18 protein-coding genes are annotated in these 19,103 nt (G+C 68.7%); 11 read left to right on the forward strand and 7 right to left on the reverse strand.

Features of this window, described 5'->3' with window-relative positions; translation table 11 throughout:
- Window positions 1-3: 3 nt before the first annotated feature.
- The 3 genes from PP359_RS14725 to PP359_RS14735 all read right to left on the reverse strand — a co-directional run bounded on the left by PP359_RS14725 (window position 4) and on the right by PP359_RS14735 (window position 2,661).
- Window positions 4-501 carry an HNH endonuclease gene (locus tag PP359_RS14725; protein WP_036289890.1) on the reverse strand — a complete coding sequence of 166 codons (498 nt, stop codon included), beginning with the start codon at window positions 499-501 and terminating at the stop codon, window positions 4-6.
- A 321-nt stretch (window positions 502-822) separates the two neighbouring features.
- Window positions 823-1,725 carry a M23 family metallopeptidase gene (locus tag PP359_RS14730; RefSeq protein WP_499250941.1) on the reverse strand — a complete coding sequence of 301 codons (903 nt, stop codon included), beginning with the start codon at window positions 1,723-1,725 and terminating at the stop codon, window positions 823-825.
- A gap of 228 nt (window positions 1,726-1,953) precedes the next feature.
- Window positions 1,954-2,661, reverse strand: a complete 708-nt coding sequence (locus PP359_RS14735) for an iron-dependent transcriptional repressor DtxR (protein WP_036316554.1) — start codon at window positions 2,659-2,661, stop codon at window positions 1,954-1,956.
- A gap of 99 nt (window positions 2,662-2,760) precedes the next feature.
- Here PP359_RS14735 and serC point away from each other — a divergent pair, with 99 nt between their 5' ends.
- A complete protein-coding gene (gene serC, locus PP359_RS14740) occupies window positions 2,761-3,879 on the forward strand; it encodes a phosphoserine transaminase (protein WP_039411892.1) in 1,119 nt (372 codons plus the stop codon).
- A 24-nt stretch (window positions 3,880-3,903) separates the two neighbouring features.
- Here serC and PP359_RS14745 read toward each other — a convergent pair whose 3' ends face one another.
- Entirely contained in the window at window positions 3,904-4,536 is a 633-nt protein-coding gene (locus PP359_RS14745; RefSeq protein ID WP_036316557.1) for a TetR/AcrR family transcriptional regulator, read from the reverse strand.
- Window positions 4,537-4,663: 127 nt separating this feature from the next.
- On the opposite strand from PP359_RS14745, the gene PP359_RS14750 reads away from it, so the two are divergent.
- The 6 genes from PP359_RS14750 (at window position 4,664) to PP359_RS14775 (ending at window position 12,420) form a co-directional block, all read left to right on the forward strand.
- Complete coding sequence (locus PP359_RS14750) at window positions 4,664-6,337, forward strand: ABC transporter substrate-binding protein (RefSeq protein ID WP_499250942.1); 1,674 nt, start codon at window positions 4,664-4,666, stop codon at window positions 6,335-6,337.
- A 102-nt stretch (window positions 6,338-6,439) separates the two neighbouring features.
- A complete protein-coding gene (locus PP359_RS14755) occupies window positions 6,440-7,264 on the forward strand; it encodes an ABC transporter ATP-binding protein (protein WP_499250943.1) in 825 nt (274 codons plus the stop codon).
- Entirely contained in the window at window positions 7,261-8,073 is an 813-nt protein-coding gene (locus PP359_RS14760; protein WP_499250944.1) for an ABC transporter ATP-binding protein, read from the forward strand. The genes PP359_RS14755 and PP359_RS14760 overlap by 4 nt, the downstream gene beginning before the upstream one ends.
- On the forward strand, window positions 8,070-9,137 hold the full coding sequence (locus tag PP359_RS14765) for an ABC transporter permease (RefSeq protein WP_499250945.1): 1,068 nt from the start codon (window positions 8,070-8,072) through the stop codon (window positions 9,135-9,137). Before PP359_RS14760 ends, PP359_RS14765 begins: the two co-directional genes overlap by 4 nt.
- Before the next feature lie 2 nt (window positions 9,138-9,139).
- The gene (locus PP359_RS14770; RefSeq protein ID WP_112930984.1) at window positions 9,140-10,162 is read left to right on the forward strand and encodes an ABC transporter permease; all 1,023 of its coding nucleotides are present in this window, start codon (window positions 9,140-9,142) and stop codon (window positions 10,160-10,162) included.
- On the forward strand, window positions 10,159-12,420 hold the full coding sequence (locus PP359_RS14775; protein ID WP_499250946.1) for an exo-beta-d-1,3/1,6-glucosidase: 2,262 nt from the start codon (window positions 10,159-10,161) through the stop codon (window positions 12,418-12,420). Before PP359_RS14770 ends, PP359_RS14775 begins: the two co-directional genes overlap by 4 nt.
- Window positions 12,421-12,465: 45 nt before the next feature.
- Here PP359_RS14775 and PP359_RS14780 read toward each other — a convergent pair whose 3' ends face one another.
- Window positions 12,466-13,059 (reverse strand): DUF3027 domain-containing protein, encoded by a 594-nt coding sequence (locus PP359_RS14780; RefSeq protein WP_378792089.1) that lies wholly within the window; start codon window positions 13,057-13,059, stop codon window positions 12,466-12,468.
- Window positions 13,043-13,426 carry a cold-shock protein gene (locus PP359_RS14785; protein ID WP_005051055.1) on the reverse strand — a complete coding sequence of 128 codons (384 nt, stop codon included), beginning with the start codon at window positions 13,424-13,426 and terminating at the stop codon, window positions 13,043-13,045. Before PP359_RS14785 ends, PP359_RS14780 begins: the two co-directional genes overlap by 17 nt.
- Before the next feature lie 138 nt (window positions 13,427-13,564).
- Here PP359_RS14785 and PP359_RS14790 point away from each other — a divergent pair, with 138 nt between their 5' ends.
- From PP359_RS14790 to PP359_RS14800, 3 genes are all read left to right on the forward strand, one after another.
- Entirely contained in the window at window positions 13,565-13,855 is a 291-nt protein-coding gene (locus tag PP359_RS14790; protein WP_347417519.1) for a multidrug ABC transporter ATPase, read from the forward strand.
- 1 nt (window position 13,856) lies between these two features.
- Complete coding sequence (locus tag PP359_RS14795; protein WP_499250947.1) at window positions 13,857-15,599, forward strand: helicase-associated domain-containing protein; 1,743 nt, start codon at window positions 13,857-13,859, stop codon at window positions 15,597-15,599.
- A gap of 70 nt (window positions 15,600-15,669) precedes the next feature.
- Window positions 15,670-17,313 (forward strand): DNA repair helicase XPB, encoded by a 1,644-nt coding sequence (locus PP359_RS14800; protein WP_294942476.1) that lies wholly within the window; start codon window positions 15,670-15,672, stop codon window positions 17,311-17,313.
- Between the two features lies 1 nt (window position 17,314).
- Here the strand turns inward: PP359_RS14800 and PP359_RS14805 are convergent, their stop codons facing one another.
- The gene (locus tag PP359_RS14805) at window positions 17,315-18,343 is read right to left on the reverse strand and encodes a CPBP family intramembrane glutamic endopeptidase (protein ID WP_499250948.1); all 1,029 of its coding nucleotides are present in this window, start codon (window positions 18,341-18,343) and stop codon (window positions 17,315-17,317) included.
- Between the two features lie 57 nt (window positions 18,344-18,400).
- Here PP359_RS14805 and PP359_RS14810 point away from each other — a divergent pair, with 57 nt between their 5' ends.
- Window positions 18,401-19,093 (forward strand): response regulator transcription factor, encoded by a 693-nt coding sequence (locus PP359_RS14810; protein WP_036286419.1) that lies wholly within the window; start codon window positions 18,401-18,403, stop codon window positions 19,091-19,093.
- Window positions 19,094-19,103 lie beyond the last annotated feature (10 nt).

Consider the following 19,103-nt stretch of genomic DNA (forward strand, 5'->3'; position numbering starts at 1 on the left):
CCCTCACGCGGCGAGCGACAGATAGGGCTCCCATGCCGGCTCCGAGCGCTCGGTGCCGCGCACCGTCCACTGGGGTCCGCGCGGCGGCTGCGGCGCCCACCGCAGCTCCCAGCCCATCTCCTGCGGGGTCCGATCGCCCTTCATGTTGTTGCAGCGCAGACAGGCGGCCACCAGGTTCTCCCACGAGTCGGCACCACCGCGCGAACGCGGCAGGACGTGATCGATGGTCGTGGCGCCCTTGCCGCAGTAGGCGCAGCGGTGGGCGTCGCGGCGGAGGACCCCGCGGCGGGTGACCGGCACTCGGCGCGCCCCGGGCACGCGCACGTACCGGGTGAGGACGATCACCGCCGGCCGGTCGCACGCCCCCCGGATGCCCCAGACGGGATTGCCGTCCATGCGTTCGATGACGGTCGCCTTCTCGTTCATGACGAGCACGAGGGCTCTCTTGAACGAGACGACGGCCAGGGGTTCGTATCCGGCGTTCAGCACCAGTGTGCGCATGCGCGTTCCTCTCGAACGGCCGTCGATGGCTTCGACGGCTCTCCGTTGTCGACGTCGCACAGGCGCGGCGGCGCGGGCACGAAAAAAGGCGCTGTCATGAAGACAGCGCCTTGAACCCACGACGAGTGTCGCGGCAGTCGTGCACACGATGCCGAAGGACATAGCGGCCCAGCGCATTCACGGTTCGAATGCGAGGTCCTGTGTCCATGCGGCTCCCCCTCGGCTGTGCGAGCGTCGGGATCAGGCTAACGCACGCAGAAGCCGCCAGGGCGAATCAGAGGTGAACGGATGCCGCGTGTCTCCCGAAGGGAGCGAACGGCGTCAGTGGACGTTGGCGACGAGGAAGTCCTCGGCGTTGGTCCACGACCCGTTGACGTAGATCTCGAGGTGCAGGTGGGTGCCGAACGCGCGGCCCGTGTCACCGACCTGACCGATGATCTGTCCGGCGCGCACGGTGTCGCCGACGACGACGCGGCGGGTGCCGTACGACATGTGGGCGTACAGCGAGGTCACCGTGTTGCCGCCGATGTTGTGGGCGATCTTGACGTAGACGCCCCACCCGGGACCGTCCTCGCTCGACTCGACCACGACGCCGTCGGCGATCGCATAGATCGGGGTGTACCGGTCGACCATGTAGTCCGTGCCCTTGTGGCCCGGGTACGGCTCACCGAAGTGGTTGAAGAACGGCAGCGGACGAACGACGGAGCCGGCCGGAGCGATGGTCTCGGCGAGCGAGCCGGTGTAGACCGAGGCATCGGCCGAGGCGGTGGATGCCGCCGCGATGCGGGCCGCCGCGGCAGCCTTCGCGGCATCCTCGTTCTTCTTGGTCTGGATCTCCTCGGGCGTCGTCGCCGAGTAGCTGTCGCGTGCCAGCGCGGCCGGCGTCGCCTCGGACGCGATGACGAGCGCCTGCGCGTTCTCCGCGGCGACCTGCTGGAGCGTGACCGCTTCGGCGGAATTAGAGCTCGAGGCGGCGAAGGCGGGAGCGATCGCGACCGTGGCGATCAGACCGCCGACGGCGGCGACCGTGATGAAGCTGCGGACGGGATGGCCTTTGCGGCGCGCTCGTCGCGGCGTCGCGGACCTGGCGACGGCCGCCTCGCGCACGGCGGGGGCGGAGCCCGCAGCGCGGGTCACGGCGGCGCGCTGCGCGCGACTGCGGCGGGTGGGTGTCGTCGCTTCGGACTCGGGAATCTCCTGCGACGGGTCGTACTGTTCAGCCAATTGTCCTCCGGCGCCTCTGCGATCCCGCTCGGGACGGCTCGCTGGTTCGTCGGCACTCGGTGTCAGGGCACAGATGTACGGGTGTCACCGCGCGAACGACGAACCGATGAGGCAATCCGTGCGGAGGTCCGTGGCGGGCTTCTCGCCACGTGGACTTTTCGAGGCTACCGGAAGGTAACGAATAAGTCACGCACAGGTGTTCATGCCCAGGCGCTTCCCGGGTGACGCTCAGGCGTGCGGCACGGCATCGACGAGGAAGATGTGCGAGGCGACCTCGACCGGCAGCTCCAGCCCATCCGCCTTGTCCGCCATCTGCACCAGCACGTAGCCCTCGCTGAAGCGGAAGTCGCCGACGCCTCCCGGCACGACGCCGGCGTCGCGGAGCTGCTCGAGGAGTTCGGGATCGACCTGCACCGGCTCGGCGAGGCGCCGGACGGTGCCGCGCACGGGACCGCCCGTCTGGTTGAGCAGGCGCACCAGGCCCACCACGCCGTCGTCGAAGGTGCGGGCCGGAACGTCGCCCAGCTGGTCGAGCCCGGGGATCGGGTTGCCGTAGGGCGACTCGGTGGGATGACCGAGCAGCTCGATCAGGCGACGCTCGACGAGCTCGCTCATCACGTGCTCCCAGCGGCAGGCCTCTTCGTGCACGTACGCCCAGTCCAGACCGATCACGTCGCTGAGCAGACGCTCCGCCAGGCGATGCTTGCGCATGACGTCGACGGCCTTCTGCCGCCCGGGCGTCGTGAGCTCGAGCGAACGGTCGTCGGAGACCACGACGAGACCGTCGCGCTCCATCCGCCCGATCGTCTGCGACACGGTCGGACCGGAATGTCCGAGACGCTCCGAGATGCGCGCGCGCAGGGGGACGATGCCCTCCTCCTCGAGCTCGAGGATGGTACGCAGGTACATCTCGGTGGTGTCGATCAGATCGGTCATGGGCAGGCCTCGCGCACGTTCGTGGGTGTCTTCTCAGCCTATCCGTTTCTTACGGCGACGCGGCGGGGCGCCGGCGGCGCTGACCCTAGAATCGGGAGCATGGCCCACGTCACGCTGCCCCGCGAGATCCTGCCCGCCGACGGTCGCTTCGGTTGCGGACCGTCCAAGATCCGGCCGGAGCAGCTCGCTGCCCTGGCGGGCCCCGGCGCGGTGCTGATGGGGACCTCGCACCGGCAGGCTCCGATCAAGAACCTCGTCGGCCAGGTTCGCATGGGACTCAGCGACCTGCTGCGTCTTCCCGACGGCTACGAGATCATCCTCGGCAACGGCGGCTCGACGGCGTTCTGGGACGCGGCCGCGTTCGGTCTCATCGAACGTCGAGCGCAGAACCTCGTCTTCGGCGAGTTCGGCGGCAAGTTCGCCGCGGCGGCCGCGGCCCCGTGGCTCGACGCGCCCGACGTGCGCAAGGCGGATGCCGGAACGCGCACGGTCGCCGAGGCGGTCGAGGGCGTCGACGTGTACGCCTGGCCGCACAACGAGACCTCCACCGGCGTCGCGGCACCCATCTCCCGTGTCTCCGGTGACGAGGGTGCCCTCACGGTGATCGATGCGACGAGCGCGGCCGGCGGCATCAACTTCGCCGTCTCGCAGACCGATGTCTACTACTTCGCCCCGCAGAAGAACCTCGGCTCCGACGGCGGACTGTGGTTCGCGGCGGTCTCCCCCGCCGCGATCGAGCGCATCGAGCGCGTCGCGGCATCCGGTCGCTACATCCCCGAGTTCCTCAGCCTGAAGAACGCTCTCGACAACTCGCGACTCAACCAGACGCTGAACACCCCCGCGGTCGCCACCCTCGTCCTTCTGGACAAGCAGCTCGAATGGATCAACGGCAACGGGGGCCTCGGCTGGGCCGCGGCCCGCACGGCGCAGTCCTCGCAGGCTCTCTACCAGTGGGCCGAGAGCTCGCCGGTGGCCACCCCGTTCGTCGCCGATCCCGCCGACCGCTCCCCCGTCGTTGTCACCATCGACTTCGATGAGAGCGTGGATGCCGCGGCCGTCGCCGCCAGCCTGCGCGCCAACGGCATCGTCGACACCGAGCCGTACCGCAAGCTCGGACGCAACCAGCTGCGCATCGCGACGTTCGTCTCGATCGAGCCCGACGATGTCCGCCAGCTCATCAAGGCGATCGACTACACCATCGAGCACATGCAGGCCTAAGGCCCGCAGGGCCGCGCCGCCGGCTCAGGCCAGCGGTGAGGGCCGCGGATCGAGCACGGCCGCGACGATGGCCTCGATCGCGAATTCGGATGCCGTCCCGAGATCGAGCGCATCGGGCTCGAGCAGCCACTGCACCTGCAGTCCGTCCATGACGGCGAGGATGGCGGCGGAGGCGTCGGCGATCCGGTGCGGGGCGGTCACACCGCGCTCCGCGCAGACGACGGCGAACGCGTGCGCGACCTCGGCCCGGAGCGTGCGGTAGCGGCGCTCGAAGAACTCGCGACCCGGGTGATCGTCGGTGACCGATTCCGCGGAGAGCACGGCGTAGGCCTGCACGATGCCGGCACGCTGGGCGTTCAGGAACGCCGTGCGCACGAGATGGCGAAACAGCGGCATCCCATCGGGGATGTGCTGATCGTCCAGATGTGCGACATCCGAGGCATCGCGATGCTTGAGCACTTCGAGCAGCAGCTGATCCTTCGAGCCGAAGTGGTGCAGGATGCCGGCGTGGGTCATTCCGACCTGCTCCGCGATGTCGCCGAGCGTCCCGCTCGCGAAGCCCTTGCTGCCGAAGATCTCCACCGCGGCGTCGAGGATTTCGCGACGTCGCGTCAGCGTCTCGGGGCGATTGCGCGTCTGGCGCTTGTCGACGGGCATGCGCGTCCGGTCTCCGTTCTTCCGTTATCGAACCGTAGCCTATGGGGCGTTTGCAGTTTTACTTACTGACAAGTAAGTTACCCATCGTCGACCTCGAAGGCGAGGACGTCCATCACAAGGAGAAACAATGAGGTTCAAAAAGCATGTGATCGCGGGCGCCACCGCTGTCCTCCTCGGAGCTCTCGTGCTCAGCGGCTGCGCGGGCGGGACGTCCGGCGGCAGCAGCGCGAGCACCGGTTCGCTCACGATCGCCAAGCCCGACGGCGCCGCCGTGCTGGCCACCCAGATCAACAACCCGTTCATCACCACGGGCTCCGGCATGTCGCTCGGCTACGACCGCATGATCTACGAGCCCCTCGCCTTGGTGAACCCCGTCGGCAAGAACGAGACCACGCCCTGGCTCGCCGACAAGGTGGAATGGAACGCCGACTACACCCAGCTGACCGTGCACCCCCGCGCGGGCGTGAAGTGGAGCGACGGCCAGGACTTCACCGCCGACGACATCATCTTCACCTTCACGATGATCAAGAACACACCGGCTCTCGACCTCGCCGGACTCAAGCTGTCGAGCATCGCGAAGGACGGCGATAACGTCGTGCTCTCCTTCAGCGAGTCGAAGTTCGTCAAGCAGGGTGACGTCCTGCAGACCGCGATCGTTCCCGAGCACCAGTGGAAGGGCATCGCGGACCCGTCGAAGGACGCCGTCAAAGACGCGATCGGCACCGGCCCCTACACGGTCAAGAGCTTCTCGTCGCAGGGTGTCGTCCTCTCCGCCCGCACGGACTACTGGGGCGGGACCGTCCCCGTGGCCGAACTGAAGTACCTGGAGTACAACGACAACACCGGTCTGCTGCGTGCGCTGCAGACCAAGGAGGTCGACTGGGCGCAGATCTTCATCACCGACTACCAGACGAACTACGTCGACAAGGACCCGCAGCACAACGTGTTCTGGGGCGCCAACGTGCTGAGCCCCGACATGATCGTCGTCAACACGACGAAGGCCCCGTTCAACGACGTCGCCTTCCGCAAGGCCGTCAACATGGTCATCGACCGCAAGGCCCACGCCGAGAAGGCACGCAGCAATGCGGGCCCCGAACTGACGAACGTCACCGGCATCCCGCAGCCCACCGGCGACCAGTACATCGCCCCCGAGTACAAGGACCAGAACTTCACGATCGACGTCGACGGCGCGAAGAAGGTGCTGACGGACGCCGGCTACACGTGGAAGGACGGCGCCCTGATGGACCCGTCGGGCGCGCCCGTGTCCTTCACGCTGCAAGACCCGCAGGGATGGAACGACTACGTCACCGGCATCCAGCTCGTGGCGACGCAGGTCAAGAACACGCTCGGCGCGGACGCGAAGGTCGCCACCCCCGATGCCAACACCTGGTTCGGCAACCTCTCCTCGGGCAACTTCGAGGCGGCACTGCACTGGAGCGGATCGGGCTCCAACCCGTGGCACATCTACGACGACGTCATGAACGGCGCGTACCTGCAGCAGGCCTCGGGCGGTCAGGTCTCGGACAACTTCGGGCGCTACGACAACCCGACGGCGACGGCGCTCCTGCAGAAGTACGCGAGCGCCTCGGATGACGCGACCCGAACCGACACGTTGAACCAGATCCAGAAGATCTTCGTCGAGGACGTGCCTGCCATCCCGATCGGAACCCACCCGACCCTTGGCGAGTACAACACGCGCAGCTTCGTCGGATGGCCGAGCGAAGACGACCAGTACGCGACGGCGGACCCGACGGCGCCGTCCGCCGTGCAGGTCGTGATGAAGCTCACACCGGCCACGTAGGCGCGGGCTCCGATCAGCATTCCTGCCTCACGCTCGGGCGGACGGCACGCCATCGCGGCGACCGTCCGCTCGAGCCTCAGGAGAACCCGAAAGCACGAGCAGATGACAGACACCCTTCTGACCATCGACGACTTCTCGGTCGTCTACGACGTGGACCCGGCCGTCACCGCCGTCGCGAACGTGAGTCTCGAGATCCGCCGCGGCGAGATCGTGGGCCTGGCCGGCGAGAGCGGTAGCGGCAAGACGACCCTTGCCTACGGCATCCAGCGACTGCTGAAGCCGCCCGCCGTCATCACGAGCGGCCGTGTCGTCTTCCACGACGAGTCCGGACTCGACATCGACGTCAACACGCTCGACGCCGAGCAGATGCGTCGCTTCCGGTGGGACAAGATCTCGATGGTCTTCCAGGGCGCGATGAACGCGCTGAACCCGGTCAGCACTATCGGTGCGCAGCTCGACGACGTCTTCGTGGTGCACCGGCCGTCGATGAGTCGGGCCGAGCGGCGTGCCGCGGTGATCGACCTCCTCGAGACGGTCAAGGTCGGCGCCCAGCGACTGCGGTCGTACCCGCACGAGCTGTCCGGAGGCATGCGACAGCGCGTCATGATCGCCATGGCCCTCGCACTGCGCCCCCAGCTGATGGTCATGGATGAGCCCACGACGGCTCTCGACGTTCTCGTGCAGCGTGAGATCCTTCGGCAGATCTCCCAGCTGCGCCACGAGTTCGGCTTCTCCGTGATCTTCATCACCCACGACCTCCCGCTCCTGCTGGAGATCAGCGACCGGATCGCGATCATGCGGGAAGGCGAGATCGTCGAGCTCGCCACGGCCGAGCAGATCTGGTCCGATCCGCACCACGACTACACACGCACGCTGCTGCGCTCCTTCCCGCGCCTCACCGGCGAGAAGGGGGTGGTGGCACGATGACGACGCTCGACGTCGCCGGTGTCACGAAGATCTACAACGTGCGCGGCGCGGGACACATCACCGCGCTCGACGATGTCAGCTTTCGCCTGAGCGCCGGCCAGACGATCGGACTCGTCGGTCAGTCCGGCAGCGGCAAGTCCACCATCGCGAAGATCCTCACCCAGCTCGAAGTGCCCACGCGCGGCGAGGTGCTGCTGGACGGGCGTCCCATCCCCCGCCGCGGCCCGGGCCTGCGCGCCTATCGGCAGAAGCTGCGGATGGTCTTCCAAGACCCCTTCGCCTCCCTGAACCCGTCGCACACGATCCGTCACCACATCGAGCGCCCGTTGCGGCTTGACCGCGTGGTGGCGCGCGGCGAGACGGATGCCGAGGTGCGCCGCCTGCTGGAGCGTGTGCGCCTCGACCCCGACGTCGTCATGGAGCGGCGTCCCCACGAGTTGTCCGGCGGCCAGCGTCAGCGCGTCGCCATCGCGCGCGCCCTGGCCTCGCGTCCCGCCCTGCTCATCGCCGATGAGCCGGTGTCGATGCTCGACGTGTCGATTCGTCTCGGTGTGCTGAACCTCCTCGCCGATCTCCAGCGCGAGGAGGGTCTGGGGGTGCTGTACATCACGCACGACCTGGCCACGGCGCGCCACTTCAGCGACGAGATCATGGTGCTCAATCAGGGCCGCGTCGTCGAGCGGGGAACCGCGGACGACGTCATCCTCCGGCCGCGCGATCCCTACACGCGGGAGTTGCGTGCGGCATCTCCCGATCCGGAGGAGTTCTTCCGCAGACGAGCGGCTGCGGCCGCCGGAGGTGAACGATGATCAGCGACATCTCGACCGTCGATCCCACGCTCGTGGGCACGACCGCGACCCATGCCGAACGGGGACGCATGCGGGTTCCGTGGCGTTTCATCGGCGGCAGAGTGCTGTTCTACGCGTTCACGGCGTGGGCGGCCATCACGATCAACTTCTTCATCCCGCGCATGATGCGCGGCGATGCGGTCACCGCGTACATGGCGCAGGCCCGTGGACAGTTGCAGCCCGAGGCCGAGAAGGCGCTGCGGTTGATGTTCGGCCTCGACTCGTCCACGACGCTGTGGGATCAGTACGTCAACTACTGGGGGATGCTGCTGCGGGGCGACCTGGGAATCTCCATCTCCAGCGGCATGGCCCCCGTCGGCGACGTGATCGGCTCGGCACTGCCCTGGACGCTGGGCCTGGTCGGCACGGCGACCATCCTCTCCTTCGTCGTGGGAACCGTGCTCGGCGCGGTCATCGGATGGCGACGAGGAGGACGGCTCGACGTGCTCGTGCCGATCACGACGTTCCTCGGAACGGTGCCGTACTTCTGGCTGGGCCTCATCTTCATCGCTGTGTTCTCGACGCTTCTCGGGTGGTTCCCCGCCGGGCACGCCTACGAGTTGGGCGTGGAGCCGGGCTGGAATGCGGAGTTCATCGGCCAGGTGGTCTCGCATGCCGCTCTTCCGGCGTTGACGATCGTCATCGCCTCTCTGGGCGGTTGGGTGCTCGGTATGCGCAACATGATGCTGACGGTGCTCGACGAGGACTACATCACCGTCGCCCAGGCGAAGGGCCTGCCCGACCGCCGCGTGCTCTGGCGGTATGCGGCACGCAACGCGGTACTCCCCCAGATCCAGAGCTTCGCGTTGGCGCTCGGCTTCATCGTCGGCGGCACGCTAGTGATGGAGATGGTCTTCTCCTATCCGGGTATCGGCTTGCTGCTGCTCAACGCCACCAACGCGAAGGACTACGCCCTCATGCAGGGGATCTTCCTGGTGCTGGTTCTCGCGGTGCTGATCGCGAACATCCTGGCGGACATCGCGTACGCCATCCTCGACCCCCGCGTCCGAGAGACGGAGGCCTGACCATGTCGATCCCCGAAACCGCCGCGGTGCTCACCGCGTCGCCGTCCGCGCCGCCCAGACGCACGTTCCTGCGCCAGCTCCGAGCGTCGGTGGCGATGTTCGCGAACCCGAAGTCGGCGACCGGCCTCGTGATCCTCGCCGTCTTCGTGCTCGTCGCGATCTTCGCGCCCGTGATCGCTCCCTACGATCCGACGGCGCAGAATCTGAGTGCGACCCTGCAGCCTCCGTCCGCTCAACATCTGCTGGGCACGACGCACATCGGCGAGGACGTGTTCAGCCAGATCGTCTACGGCACCCGCGGCGTGCTGATCGTCGGCTTCCTCGCGACCATCATGGCCACGGTCGTCGCCATCCTGGTGGGGGTGACGGCGGGCTACCTCCGCGGCTGGAAGAGCGAGTCGCTCTCGGCGCTGTCGAACGTGTTCCTGGTGCTTCCGGCGCTGCCGCTGATGATCATCATCGCCTCACAGTTCCAGGACCCCCCGCTCGTGCTCATCGCCGCCGTCCTGGGATTGACCGGGTGGGCATGGGGCGCCCGCGTGCTGCGCGCGCAGACCATGTCGCTGCGCAACCGCGACTTCGTGCAGGCGGCGCGGGCGAACGGCGAACCGCTGCACCGGATCATCCTGGTCGAGATGCTGCCGAACCTCCTGGCGATCATCGCCTCCAGCTTCGTGGGCACCATGACCGCCGCGGTGCTCGGTCTGACGACGCTGGCCTTCATCGGAGTGATCCCGGTGTCGAATCTCAACTGGGGCACGATCCTGTTTTGGGCCCAGCAGAACTCGGCCTTTCCCGACTACTGGTGGTGGTACGTGCCGGCGGGTCTGTGCATCGCCCTGCTGGGGGTCGCACTCGCCCTGATCAATTTCGGGATCGACGAGTACGTCAACCCGCGACTGCGCTCGGCCGGCGAGCGTGCTCGCGCGCTGAGGAAGAAGGGCCTGAAGGCGACGAGCGCCGTCACCGCGGTCCGCACGGCGACGCCGACGACGGCAGCGCCGAATACGAAGGATGCCGAATGAGCCTCATCGACCGCGACACCGCCGCCTACCTGGACGCGTCCCTTGCCGTATCGCACCGGGTCGCCGACCTCGTCGGCCGGATGACGGTCGCCGAGAAGGTCGGCCAGATGATGCAGTGGGACGCCCGCGAGGATCTGGACCACATCATCCTCGAGCGCCATGCCGGCTCGATCCTGCACACCTCTCCCGAGAAGGTCCTGCGCGCCGCGGAGTTGACCGCCCAGACGCGTCTTCGCATCCCCCTGATCGTCGCCGAGGACTGCATCCACGGCCACTCGTTCTGGGAGGGCGCCACCATCTACCCGACGCAGCTGGGCATGGCCGCGACGTGGGACCCCGACCTCCTTGAGCGCGTCGCCCGCGCGACGGCGACGGAGGTGGCGGCGACCGGCATCCATTGGACCTTCTCACCGGTGCTCTGCATCGCACGCGATCTGCGCTGGGGGCGGGTGGGCGAGACCTTCGGTGAAGACCCGTTCCTGATCGGCGAGCTCGCCAGCGCCATGGTCCGTGGCTACCAAGGACGCGGACTGCGCGACGAGACCGCGATCCTCGCGACCGCGAAGCACTTCGCCGGCTACTCCGAGACGCAGGGCGGGCGCGATGCGAGCGAAGCGGACATCTCGCGCCGCAAGCTCCGCTCGTGGTTCCTCCCTCCGTTCGAACGCGTCGCGCGCGAGGGCTGCGCGACGTTCATGCTCGGCTACCAGACCACCGACGGGGTTCCGATCACCGTCAACGACTGGCTGCTGGACGACGTGCTGCGTGGCGAGTGGGGCTACACGGGCACACTCATCACCGACTGGGACAACGTCGGCCGCATGGTGTGGGAGCAGAAGATACAGCCCGACTACGCTCACGCCGCCGCGGCGGCCATTCGCGCCGGCAACGACATGGTCATGACCACACCGGGCTTCTTCGACGGGGCGCTGGCGGCGATCGATGCCGGCCTCCTGTCGGAGGGAGACCTCGATCGGGCCGTCCGGCGGATTCTCACCCTGAAGTTCGAGCTCGGGCTGTTCGAGAATCCACGCCTGCCCGAGGCGGTGCGCATCAGCGACAACATAGCGACCGCCGCGCACACGGCCCTCAACCTCGACGTCGCGCGCCGCTCGCTCGTCCTGCTCCGCAACGACGGCACTCTCCCGTTGGAGCGCGCCGGATCCCCGGCGCGCAGAATCGCCGTCGTCGGCCCGCTCGCCGACGACGCGCAGACGCAGCTGGGCGACTGGGCCGGCTCCTCGGGCCAGGTGGACTGGATGCCGGATGGTCAGCCGCGCTCGCAGATCACCACCGTGATCGACGGCCTGCGCGAGCTGCTGCCCTCCGACTGGGAACTCGCGCACGCGCGGGGCGCGGACATTCTGACGTGGGAGGACGACCCTGCGGGCTCCCACTTCCCCGACGGACAGCCCCGACCGCGTGTCGTCGTTGCCGCCCGGCCCGACGAGGAGCTGATCGCCGAGGCCGTCGCTGCCGCGCACGCGTCCGACGTCGTCGTGGCGGTGGTCGGCGATCGGATCGAACTGGTCGGCGAAGGTCGCTCGACCGCAACGCTCGAGCTGATCGGCGCCCAGACGGCACTTCTGGAGGCCCTTGTCGCGACCGGTACGCCGGTGGTGGTCGTCCTCATGGCCTCCAAACCGCTCGTGCTCCCCGAGGCGGTGCGCAATTGCTGCCTGCTCTGGGTCGCGAACCCCGGGATGCAAGGCGGACGCGCCATCGCTGAACTCCTGCTCGGCCGTATCGAGCCCTGCGGACGCCTGCCGATCTCGTTCGCCGAGCACGTGGGGCAGCAGCCCACCTACTACAACCAGCTCCGCGGGCAGCACGGCGATCGCTACGCCGACCTCACACAGCGCCCTGCACACGTCTTCGGCGAAGGGTTGTCGTACTCGACGGTCGAATACGGGCCTCCCGCGCTCGAGGCCTCACAGGTGGGACTGGACGACACGGTGCGTGCGCACGTGACCGTCCGCAACACAGGGATGCGACCGGTCGACGAACTCGTGCAGGTCTACGTGCGGGATGCGGTGACGTCCGCCAGCTGGGCGGACAAGGAGCTGAAGGCATATCGACGAGTGACGCTGGCGGCGGGTGAGGAGCGCACCGTCGAACTCGCCGTCGCCGTGCGCGCCTGCACCATCGTCGATGCCCGTGGTGAGCGGATCGTCGAGCCCGGCGCCTTCGACCTGCTGGTCGGTCCGTCATCGCGCGACGAGGTCCTGCAGAGCGCACGGTTCCACGTCGTGCTCTGACGCCCGGTCATTGAGCGAGCGCCCCCGGCACGAGACGAAACGCCGCTAGTCCTCGTCGTCCTCGTCCTCGTCGGAATCGTCGTCCAGCACGTCGATGTCGACGCCGTCGACGTCACCGGCGTGCAGGATCGGCGATCCGTCGTCGTCGAAGTCGGCGGCATCCAGATCATCCACGTCGTCGAGGTCGTCGTCGTCGAGTTCCTCGTCGGACTCATCGTCGTCGACGCCCTCGGCGTCTTCGGCCTCGACACCGCGTTCGGCGGCCAGCGCCGCCTGCGCGGCCTGATACTCCGCCAGACGAACCGCCCACGGCACCCACTCCGGAGCCAAGAGCGCACCCTCGCCCGGTAGGAGCTCGGCCTCGAGCACCGTCGGCTCGGCGTCGTCGACGACGGCCAGGCTCACCGTCCAGAACCAGCCGGGGTAGCCCTCCATCGTGGTGGCGAAGCGCAACGACACGACGCCGTCCGCCTCGACCGTGTATCCGGCGGGCTCGCCGATCGTCGCCGCCGGCGTGATCTCCCGCAGCGCGGACAGTGCCAGGTCGTGGGCCGCGAGCAGGCGGTCGTCGGCGACGAGCGCCGGCGCCTCGCCCTCGGCATCCGCGCCGGAGTCGACCGACTCAGGCGTCGAGTTCATCGGCGACCTTGCGCAGGATCGCGGCGACCTTCTTGCCCTGTCCCGCGTTCGGATAGTGACCGTGACGCAGGTCGCCGCCGACCTTGTCGAGCAGCTTGACGAGATCCTCGACCACGATCGCCATGTCATCCGGCTTCATCCGGTTGCGCTTGGCGAGGCTGACGGGAGCGTCGAGCACCCGCACCGCGAGCGCCTGCAGCCCGCGCTTGCCGTCGGCGACGCCGAAATCGAGGCGCGTCCCGGCCTTCAGCCCCTCGGTGCCCGCGGGGAGGGCCGTGGCGTGCAGGAAGACGTCCTGACCGTCATCGGTGGTGATGAAGCCGAACCCCTTCTCGTCGTCGTAGAACCTGACCTTGCCGGTGGGCATCGCAAAACCTCGCTCGTCGGCGCCTTCGCGCGCGGTGACATCGTGACCCGTGCCGTGAGGGCACGAGGGTGGGCATCATGCCCACTCCAGCCTACGACACCCCCACGCCCGGCGCGGGGACGCAGTAGGGTGATCCCGATGCCCTCTTCGTCTTCTCGCACACCCGACTCGGCCGACGATCTCCCCGTCCGCCGCATCGACCGCGTCCTCGCGTTCATGTCCCTGGGTCTGCTGCTGCTGTCCGTGATCTGCTTCGTCGCGATCATGATCGGCTCGGCCGCGGGCATGAAGCACGACGACTTCGGACAGGGCGTGTGGCCGCTGGTCGGCACGCTGGTGTACATCGCGCCGATCGTCGCGTTCATCTTGCTCATGGCAGTGCTCATCATGACCTTCGTGCGGAAGGCCCGGGTCGGCAAGGGCCGCTGACGTGACCGGGTCGGACGCGCGCGCTCTCGCACAGCACCTCGTGCAGCGCAGCGACGACGCACTGGCGGCCCTGTTCGCGGCACGCCACGTATCCCCGACCGCCAGCTGGAACGACGCCTTCGACGCCGCCGAGGCGCTTCTGGAGCCCTCGTCGATCGAGCGCGCCCTGCGGGGCCTGACCTCGGGCGAGATCTCCGCCCTCGCCGACGCCGCCGTCGACACGGACGACGCTGCCCGCTCGCGGCTGCAGCAGCTGGCGCTCGTCGACGAGCAGGGAATGATGTACGAGGCGGTGTCGTCCGCACTGACGGCCCTCACCGCGGCATCGACGCCCGCGGCCGACGTCGACGAAGCCGATGACACGGATGCCGCGGCACGGCCGGACGACGCCGCTGCCGCCGAGCGGGCGTTCTCCTCGCTCGGCTCACTCGGCGACATCCTGCATGCTGCGCTCACGCACCCGTTCGGCCGCATCGGTTCCGGAGCGCTCGGGGCCGCCGACCGCCGCCGGCTGATGGAGGACGGGATCGTCGACGACGGCGCCACCGCCGATGACCTCGTCGAGATCGCCGAGCGGACGGGTCTGCTGTCGGGTCAGGACAAGAGCTGGCTCGTGACGCCCGCGGGTGCTCAGTGGCTGCACTCCGACACGATCGCACGGTGGAGCGCCGTCGCCGCCGCGTTCCTCGAAGGGCTGCCGCGCGGACTGCGGCGACCGACCGGCGGCTGGATCGCGCCCGCCGCGTGGGCGCAGGCCTACCCGTGGGACGTGCTCTGGCCGGAGACAGCGGCGGATCTTCGTGGGCTCCTCCGACGCTGGGGCGTCCTCGACGACGCTGGGCGCCCCACCTCGTGGGCGCGGGGTGCATTCCTCGACGGCGCGGGATCGCCGTTCCCGACCGCCGCCCTCGACACCCTCGCGCGGCTGCTGCCCAGCGAGGTCGACAGGGTGTACCTGCAGAACGATCTGACCGCGATTGCGCCCGGACCTCTCTCGCCGCACCTCGACATGCGACTGCGCTCCATGGCGCGGCGGGAGTCGCGCGCACAGGCGTCGAGCTACCGCTTCACCGCCGAGAGCATCGCCGATGCACTCACGGCGGGCGAGAGCGCCGAGTCGCTGCGCGCCTTCCTCTCCGACCTGTCGCTCACCGGTGTGCCCCAGCCGCTGGCGTACGAGATCGAACGCACGGCGCGCACGCACGGGATGGTCCGCGTCGGCCCCGACCAGGAGGGTCGCACCCGGGTCTCGAGCGACGACGAGGCCCTGCTGCGCACCCTCGCCGTCGACCAGGCGCTGCGTCCCCTCGGACTGGTACCGGATGCCGACGCACTCGTGACCCGCAGCGGAGTCGATACCGCGTTCTGGATGATCGCCGACGCCCGCTACCCGGTCGTCGCGGTGGATGCCGACGGCGAGCGCCGACGACTCGACCGCCACCGCCTGGCGCCGTCGCCGTCGCAGCCCGCGCCCGCGCGCGACACGTATGCCGCGCTCCTCGCACGACTGCGCGCCGCGCCCGCTGACGATGCCGACGCCGCCTGGCTCGGCCGCGAACTGGATCACGCGGTCAAGGCGCGCGCCACCATCGTCGTCGCCGTCCGCATGCCCGACGGCACCGAGCGCGAGTTCACGATCGAGGCGACCGGCCTCGGCGGCGGACGCCTGCGGGGACTCGACAGGGCGGTCGATGTGGAGCGCACCCTGCCGGTATCCAGCATCAGCGGCATCCGCCCCCTCTGACCGTCCGCACGCGCACGCACGGCTGGTGACGCGAGCCCCCGCCGCTGCGAGGTCGGTAGACTGGGACGCTATGGCTGACGGCCCCCTCATCGTGCAAAGCGACCGCACCGTGCTGCTCGAAGTCGCGCACCCCCAAGCGGAGACGGCGCGCCACGAGCTCGCCATCTTCGCCGAGCTCGAGCGCGCACCCGAGCACATCCACACCTACCGGGTCACCCGACTGGGGCTCTGGAACGCGCGCGCCGCGGGGCACAGCGCCGACGACATGCTGGCCACCCTCGACCGCTGGTCGCGCTTCCCCGTGCCCGCCTCGGTGTCGATCGACATCCGTGAGACGGTGAACCGCTACGGACGTCTGGTCATCGAGCGGGATGCCGAGGGCGCACTCGTGCTGCGAGGCTCCGACCCCGCGGTTCTCGCCGAGATGGCGAAGAACAAGCGCATCCAGCCCCTGCTGATCGGCCACCCCTCCCCCGACACGTACGTGATCGACGCGTGGGCGCGCGGGCACATCAAGCAAGAACTGCTGAAGATCGGCTGGCCGGCGGAGGATCACGCCGGCTACACCCCCGGTACCCCGCACGAGATCGATCTGCACGAGGACGGCTGGACCCTGCGTCCGTATCAGCGCCAAGCCGTCGACATCTTCAGCGAAGGCGGCTCGGGTGTCGTCGTACTTCCCTGCGGCGCCGGCAAGACGCTCGTGGGGGCCGCGGCGATGGCCGAGACGAAGACGACGACCCTCATCCTCGTCACCAACACCGTCAGCGCGCGCCAGTGGCGCGACGAGCTGCTCAAGCGCACGACGCTGACCCCCGAGGAGATCGGCGAATACTCGGGTCAGACCAAGGAGATCAAGCCGGTCACCATCGCGACCTATCAGATCCTCACGGCGAAGCGAAAGGGCCAGTACGCGCACCTCGCGCTCCTGGATGCGCTGGACTGGGGCCTCATCGTCTACGACGAGGTGCATCTGCTTCCCGCACCGGTCTTCAAGCTCACCGCCGACCTGCAGGCGCGTCGCCGACTCGGACTCACCGCGACGCTCGTCCGAGAGGACGGGCGCGAAGGGGACGTCTTCAGCCTCATCGGCCCCAAGCGCTTCGATGCTCCGTGGAAGGAGATCGAGGCCCAGGGCTTCATCTCTCCGGCCGTCTGCTACGAGGTGCGCGTCGACCTCCCGCCGTCCGACCGCATGGAGTACGCGGCATCCGCCGACGACGAGCGCTACCGTCTCGCCGCCACGGCCCACGCGAAGATCGGCGTGGTGAAGGATCTCGTCGCCCGCCACGCGGGAGAGCAGATCCTCGTCATCGGCCAGTATCTCGATCAGATCGACGTGCTGTCCGAGGCTCTGGACGCACCGAAGATCACCGGAGCGACGCCCGTGGACGAGCGCGAGGAGCTGTTCGCCGCCTTCCGTGAGGCGCGCCTGCCTGTCCTCGTCGTCTCGAAGGTCGCGAACTTCTCGATCGATCTGCCCGACGCCTCGGTCGCGATCCAGGTGTCGGGATCATTCGGCTCGCGCCAGGAGGAGGCGCAGCGGCTCGGACGACTGCTGCGTCCGAAGTCGAACGGGCACACGGCGAGCTTCTACACGCTCATCGCGCGCGACACGGTCGACCAGGACTTCGCGCAGAACCGGCAGCGCTTCCTCGCCGAGCAGGGCTACAGCTACACGATCCTGGATGCCGAGGGCATCGCCGCCGCGTAGCTCACCACACGGGAGCCGGTGGCGGCAGGACGAGCGTGCGCGGCAGCGGACGACGCGCCAGCATCCACTCGACGATCGCGACGTATCCGGCGATCAGCAGGAACGACCACAGAAAACTGACCAGTCCCGTCGAACTCTCGGTGGGGCTGGAGCCGGAGGCGAGCGAGAGCAGGAACGCCGAGAGGTTGTTCACGACGTGCAGGGCGATCGCCGCCTCCAGTCCTCCGGTGCGCCACGTGAGCCAGCCGGCAGCGACGGCAAACAGGCCGACGCCGATCTGACCGAGCAGGTCGTAGCCGTGGCCGAGGACGAACAGCGGCACCGGCAGGAGGATCGCGAACGCCGGATGCCGCAGCCAGCGTCCGATGCTCTGCATGAGATAACCGCGGAAGATGTACTCCTCCGCCGCCGCCTGCACGGGAACGAGCAGCAGCACGACCACGAGCGTGATCGGCCAGGTCGGGGCCGGGCCGCCCGTCGCGGGCTCCTCCATGCCGCCGGGGAGGAGGAGACCGACCACGGTCAGCACGGCGGACACGCCGACGGCGAGCGCACCGCACAGCAGCATCCAGCGCCAGCGCAGCCGTCCCGCGGCCGAGGAGACGAGCCCGACCCGGCGTCCGTTCACGATCAGTGACGCGAGGATGTAGGCCGGAAGCATGAGGGCGATCGTCCCGAGCAGGATCGCGACCATGAGGGGGTCGCCCATGTCGACGCCGCCCGACTGACCGAGGCGTGCGAGGTCGTCCAGGCGCTCCGGGTCGCGGAAGAGCGCGATCCCGATGACGACCATGACGAACACGAGGAACCCGAGGTAGATCGCGAGGCCCAGGATGCCGGTCACCAGCGGGGTCCACCATCCCGACCGACGGCGCGCGAAGTTCAGCCGGTGGAAGGCGAGACCACCGATCACGGCGTCGACCGGGAGGGCGCGGGCCGTGCGGACGATCGTGGGCGGGACGGGCGGCGTCGGGGGTGCGAACAGCGGTGCCGACGGGGGGACGGGGACCTGCGGCGCGGGCGTCGTCATCCATCCATCTTCTCCGATATCCAGCAAAGGGAAGGGTTGCGATGCCAGGATGGGGCTATGACCGCACCGCGCATCCTCGTCGTGGACGACGAACCGAACATCCGGGACCTGCTGGTCACGAGCCTCAGGTTCGCCGGCTACCAGGTGCGCGCCGTCGCGAACGGCGCGCAGACCATCTCGGCCGTGCTCGAAGAGGAACCAGACCTCATCATCCTCGACGTGATGCTCCCCGACATGAACGGGTTCAGCGTCACCAAGCGCCTCCGCGGCGCGGGGTACACGGCGCCCATCCTCTTCCTCACGGCGAAGGACGAGACCGAGGACAAGATCGAAGGGCTGAACGCCGGTGGCGACGACTACGTCACCAAGCCCTTCTCCCTCGACGAGATCGTCGCGCGACTCCAGGCGATTCTCCGACGCACCATGCAGGCCGACGAGGAGTCGACCATCCGCGCCGGCGAGCTGACCATGGACCAGGACACGCACGACGTCACGGTGGGAGACGTCTCGATCGACCTGTCCCCCACCGAGTTCAAGCTCCTGCGCTATCTCATGCTCAACCCCAACCGGGTGCTCAGCAAGGCGCAGATCCTCGATCACGTCTGGGAGTACGACTTCAACGGCGACGCGGGCATCGTGGAGAGCTACATCTCGTACCTGCGCCGCAAGATCGACCCGTACTCCTCGGAGCCGCTCATCCAGACCAAGCGCGGCTTCGGCTACATGCTGAAGGCCGGCAAGACCGCCTGATCGCGGGGCG

The sequence above is a fragment of the Sphingomonas sp. BLCC-B65 genome (assembly GCF_028550675.1).
Lineage (GTDB): Bacteria > Actinomycetota > Actinomycetes > Actinomycetales > Microbacteriaceae > Microbacterium.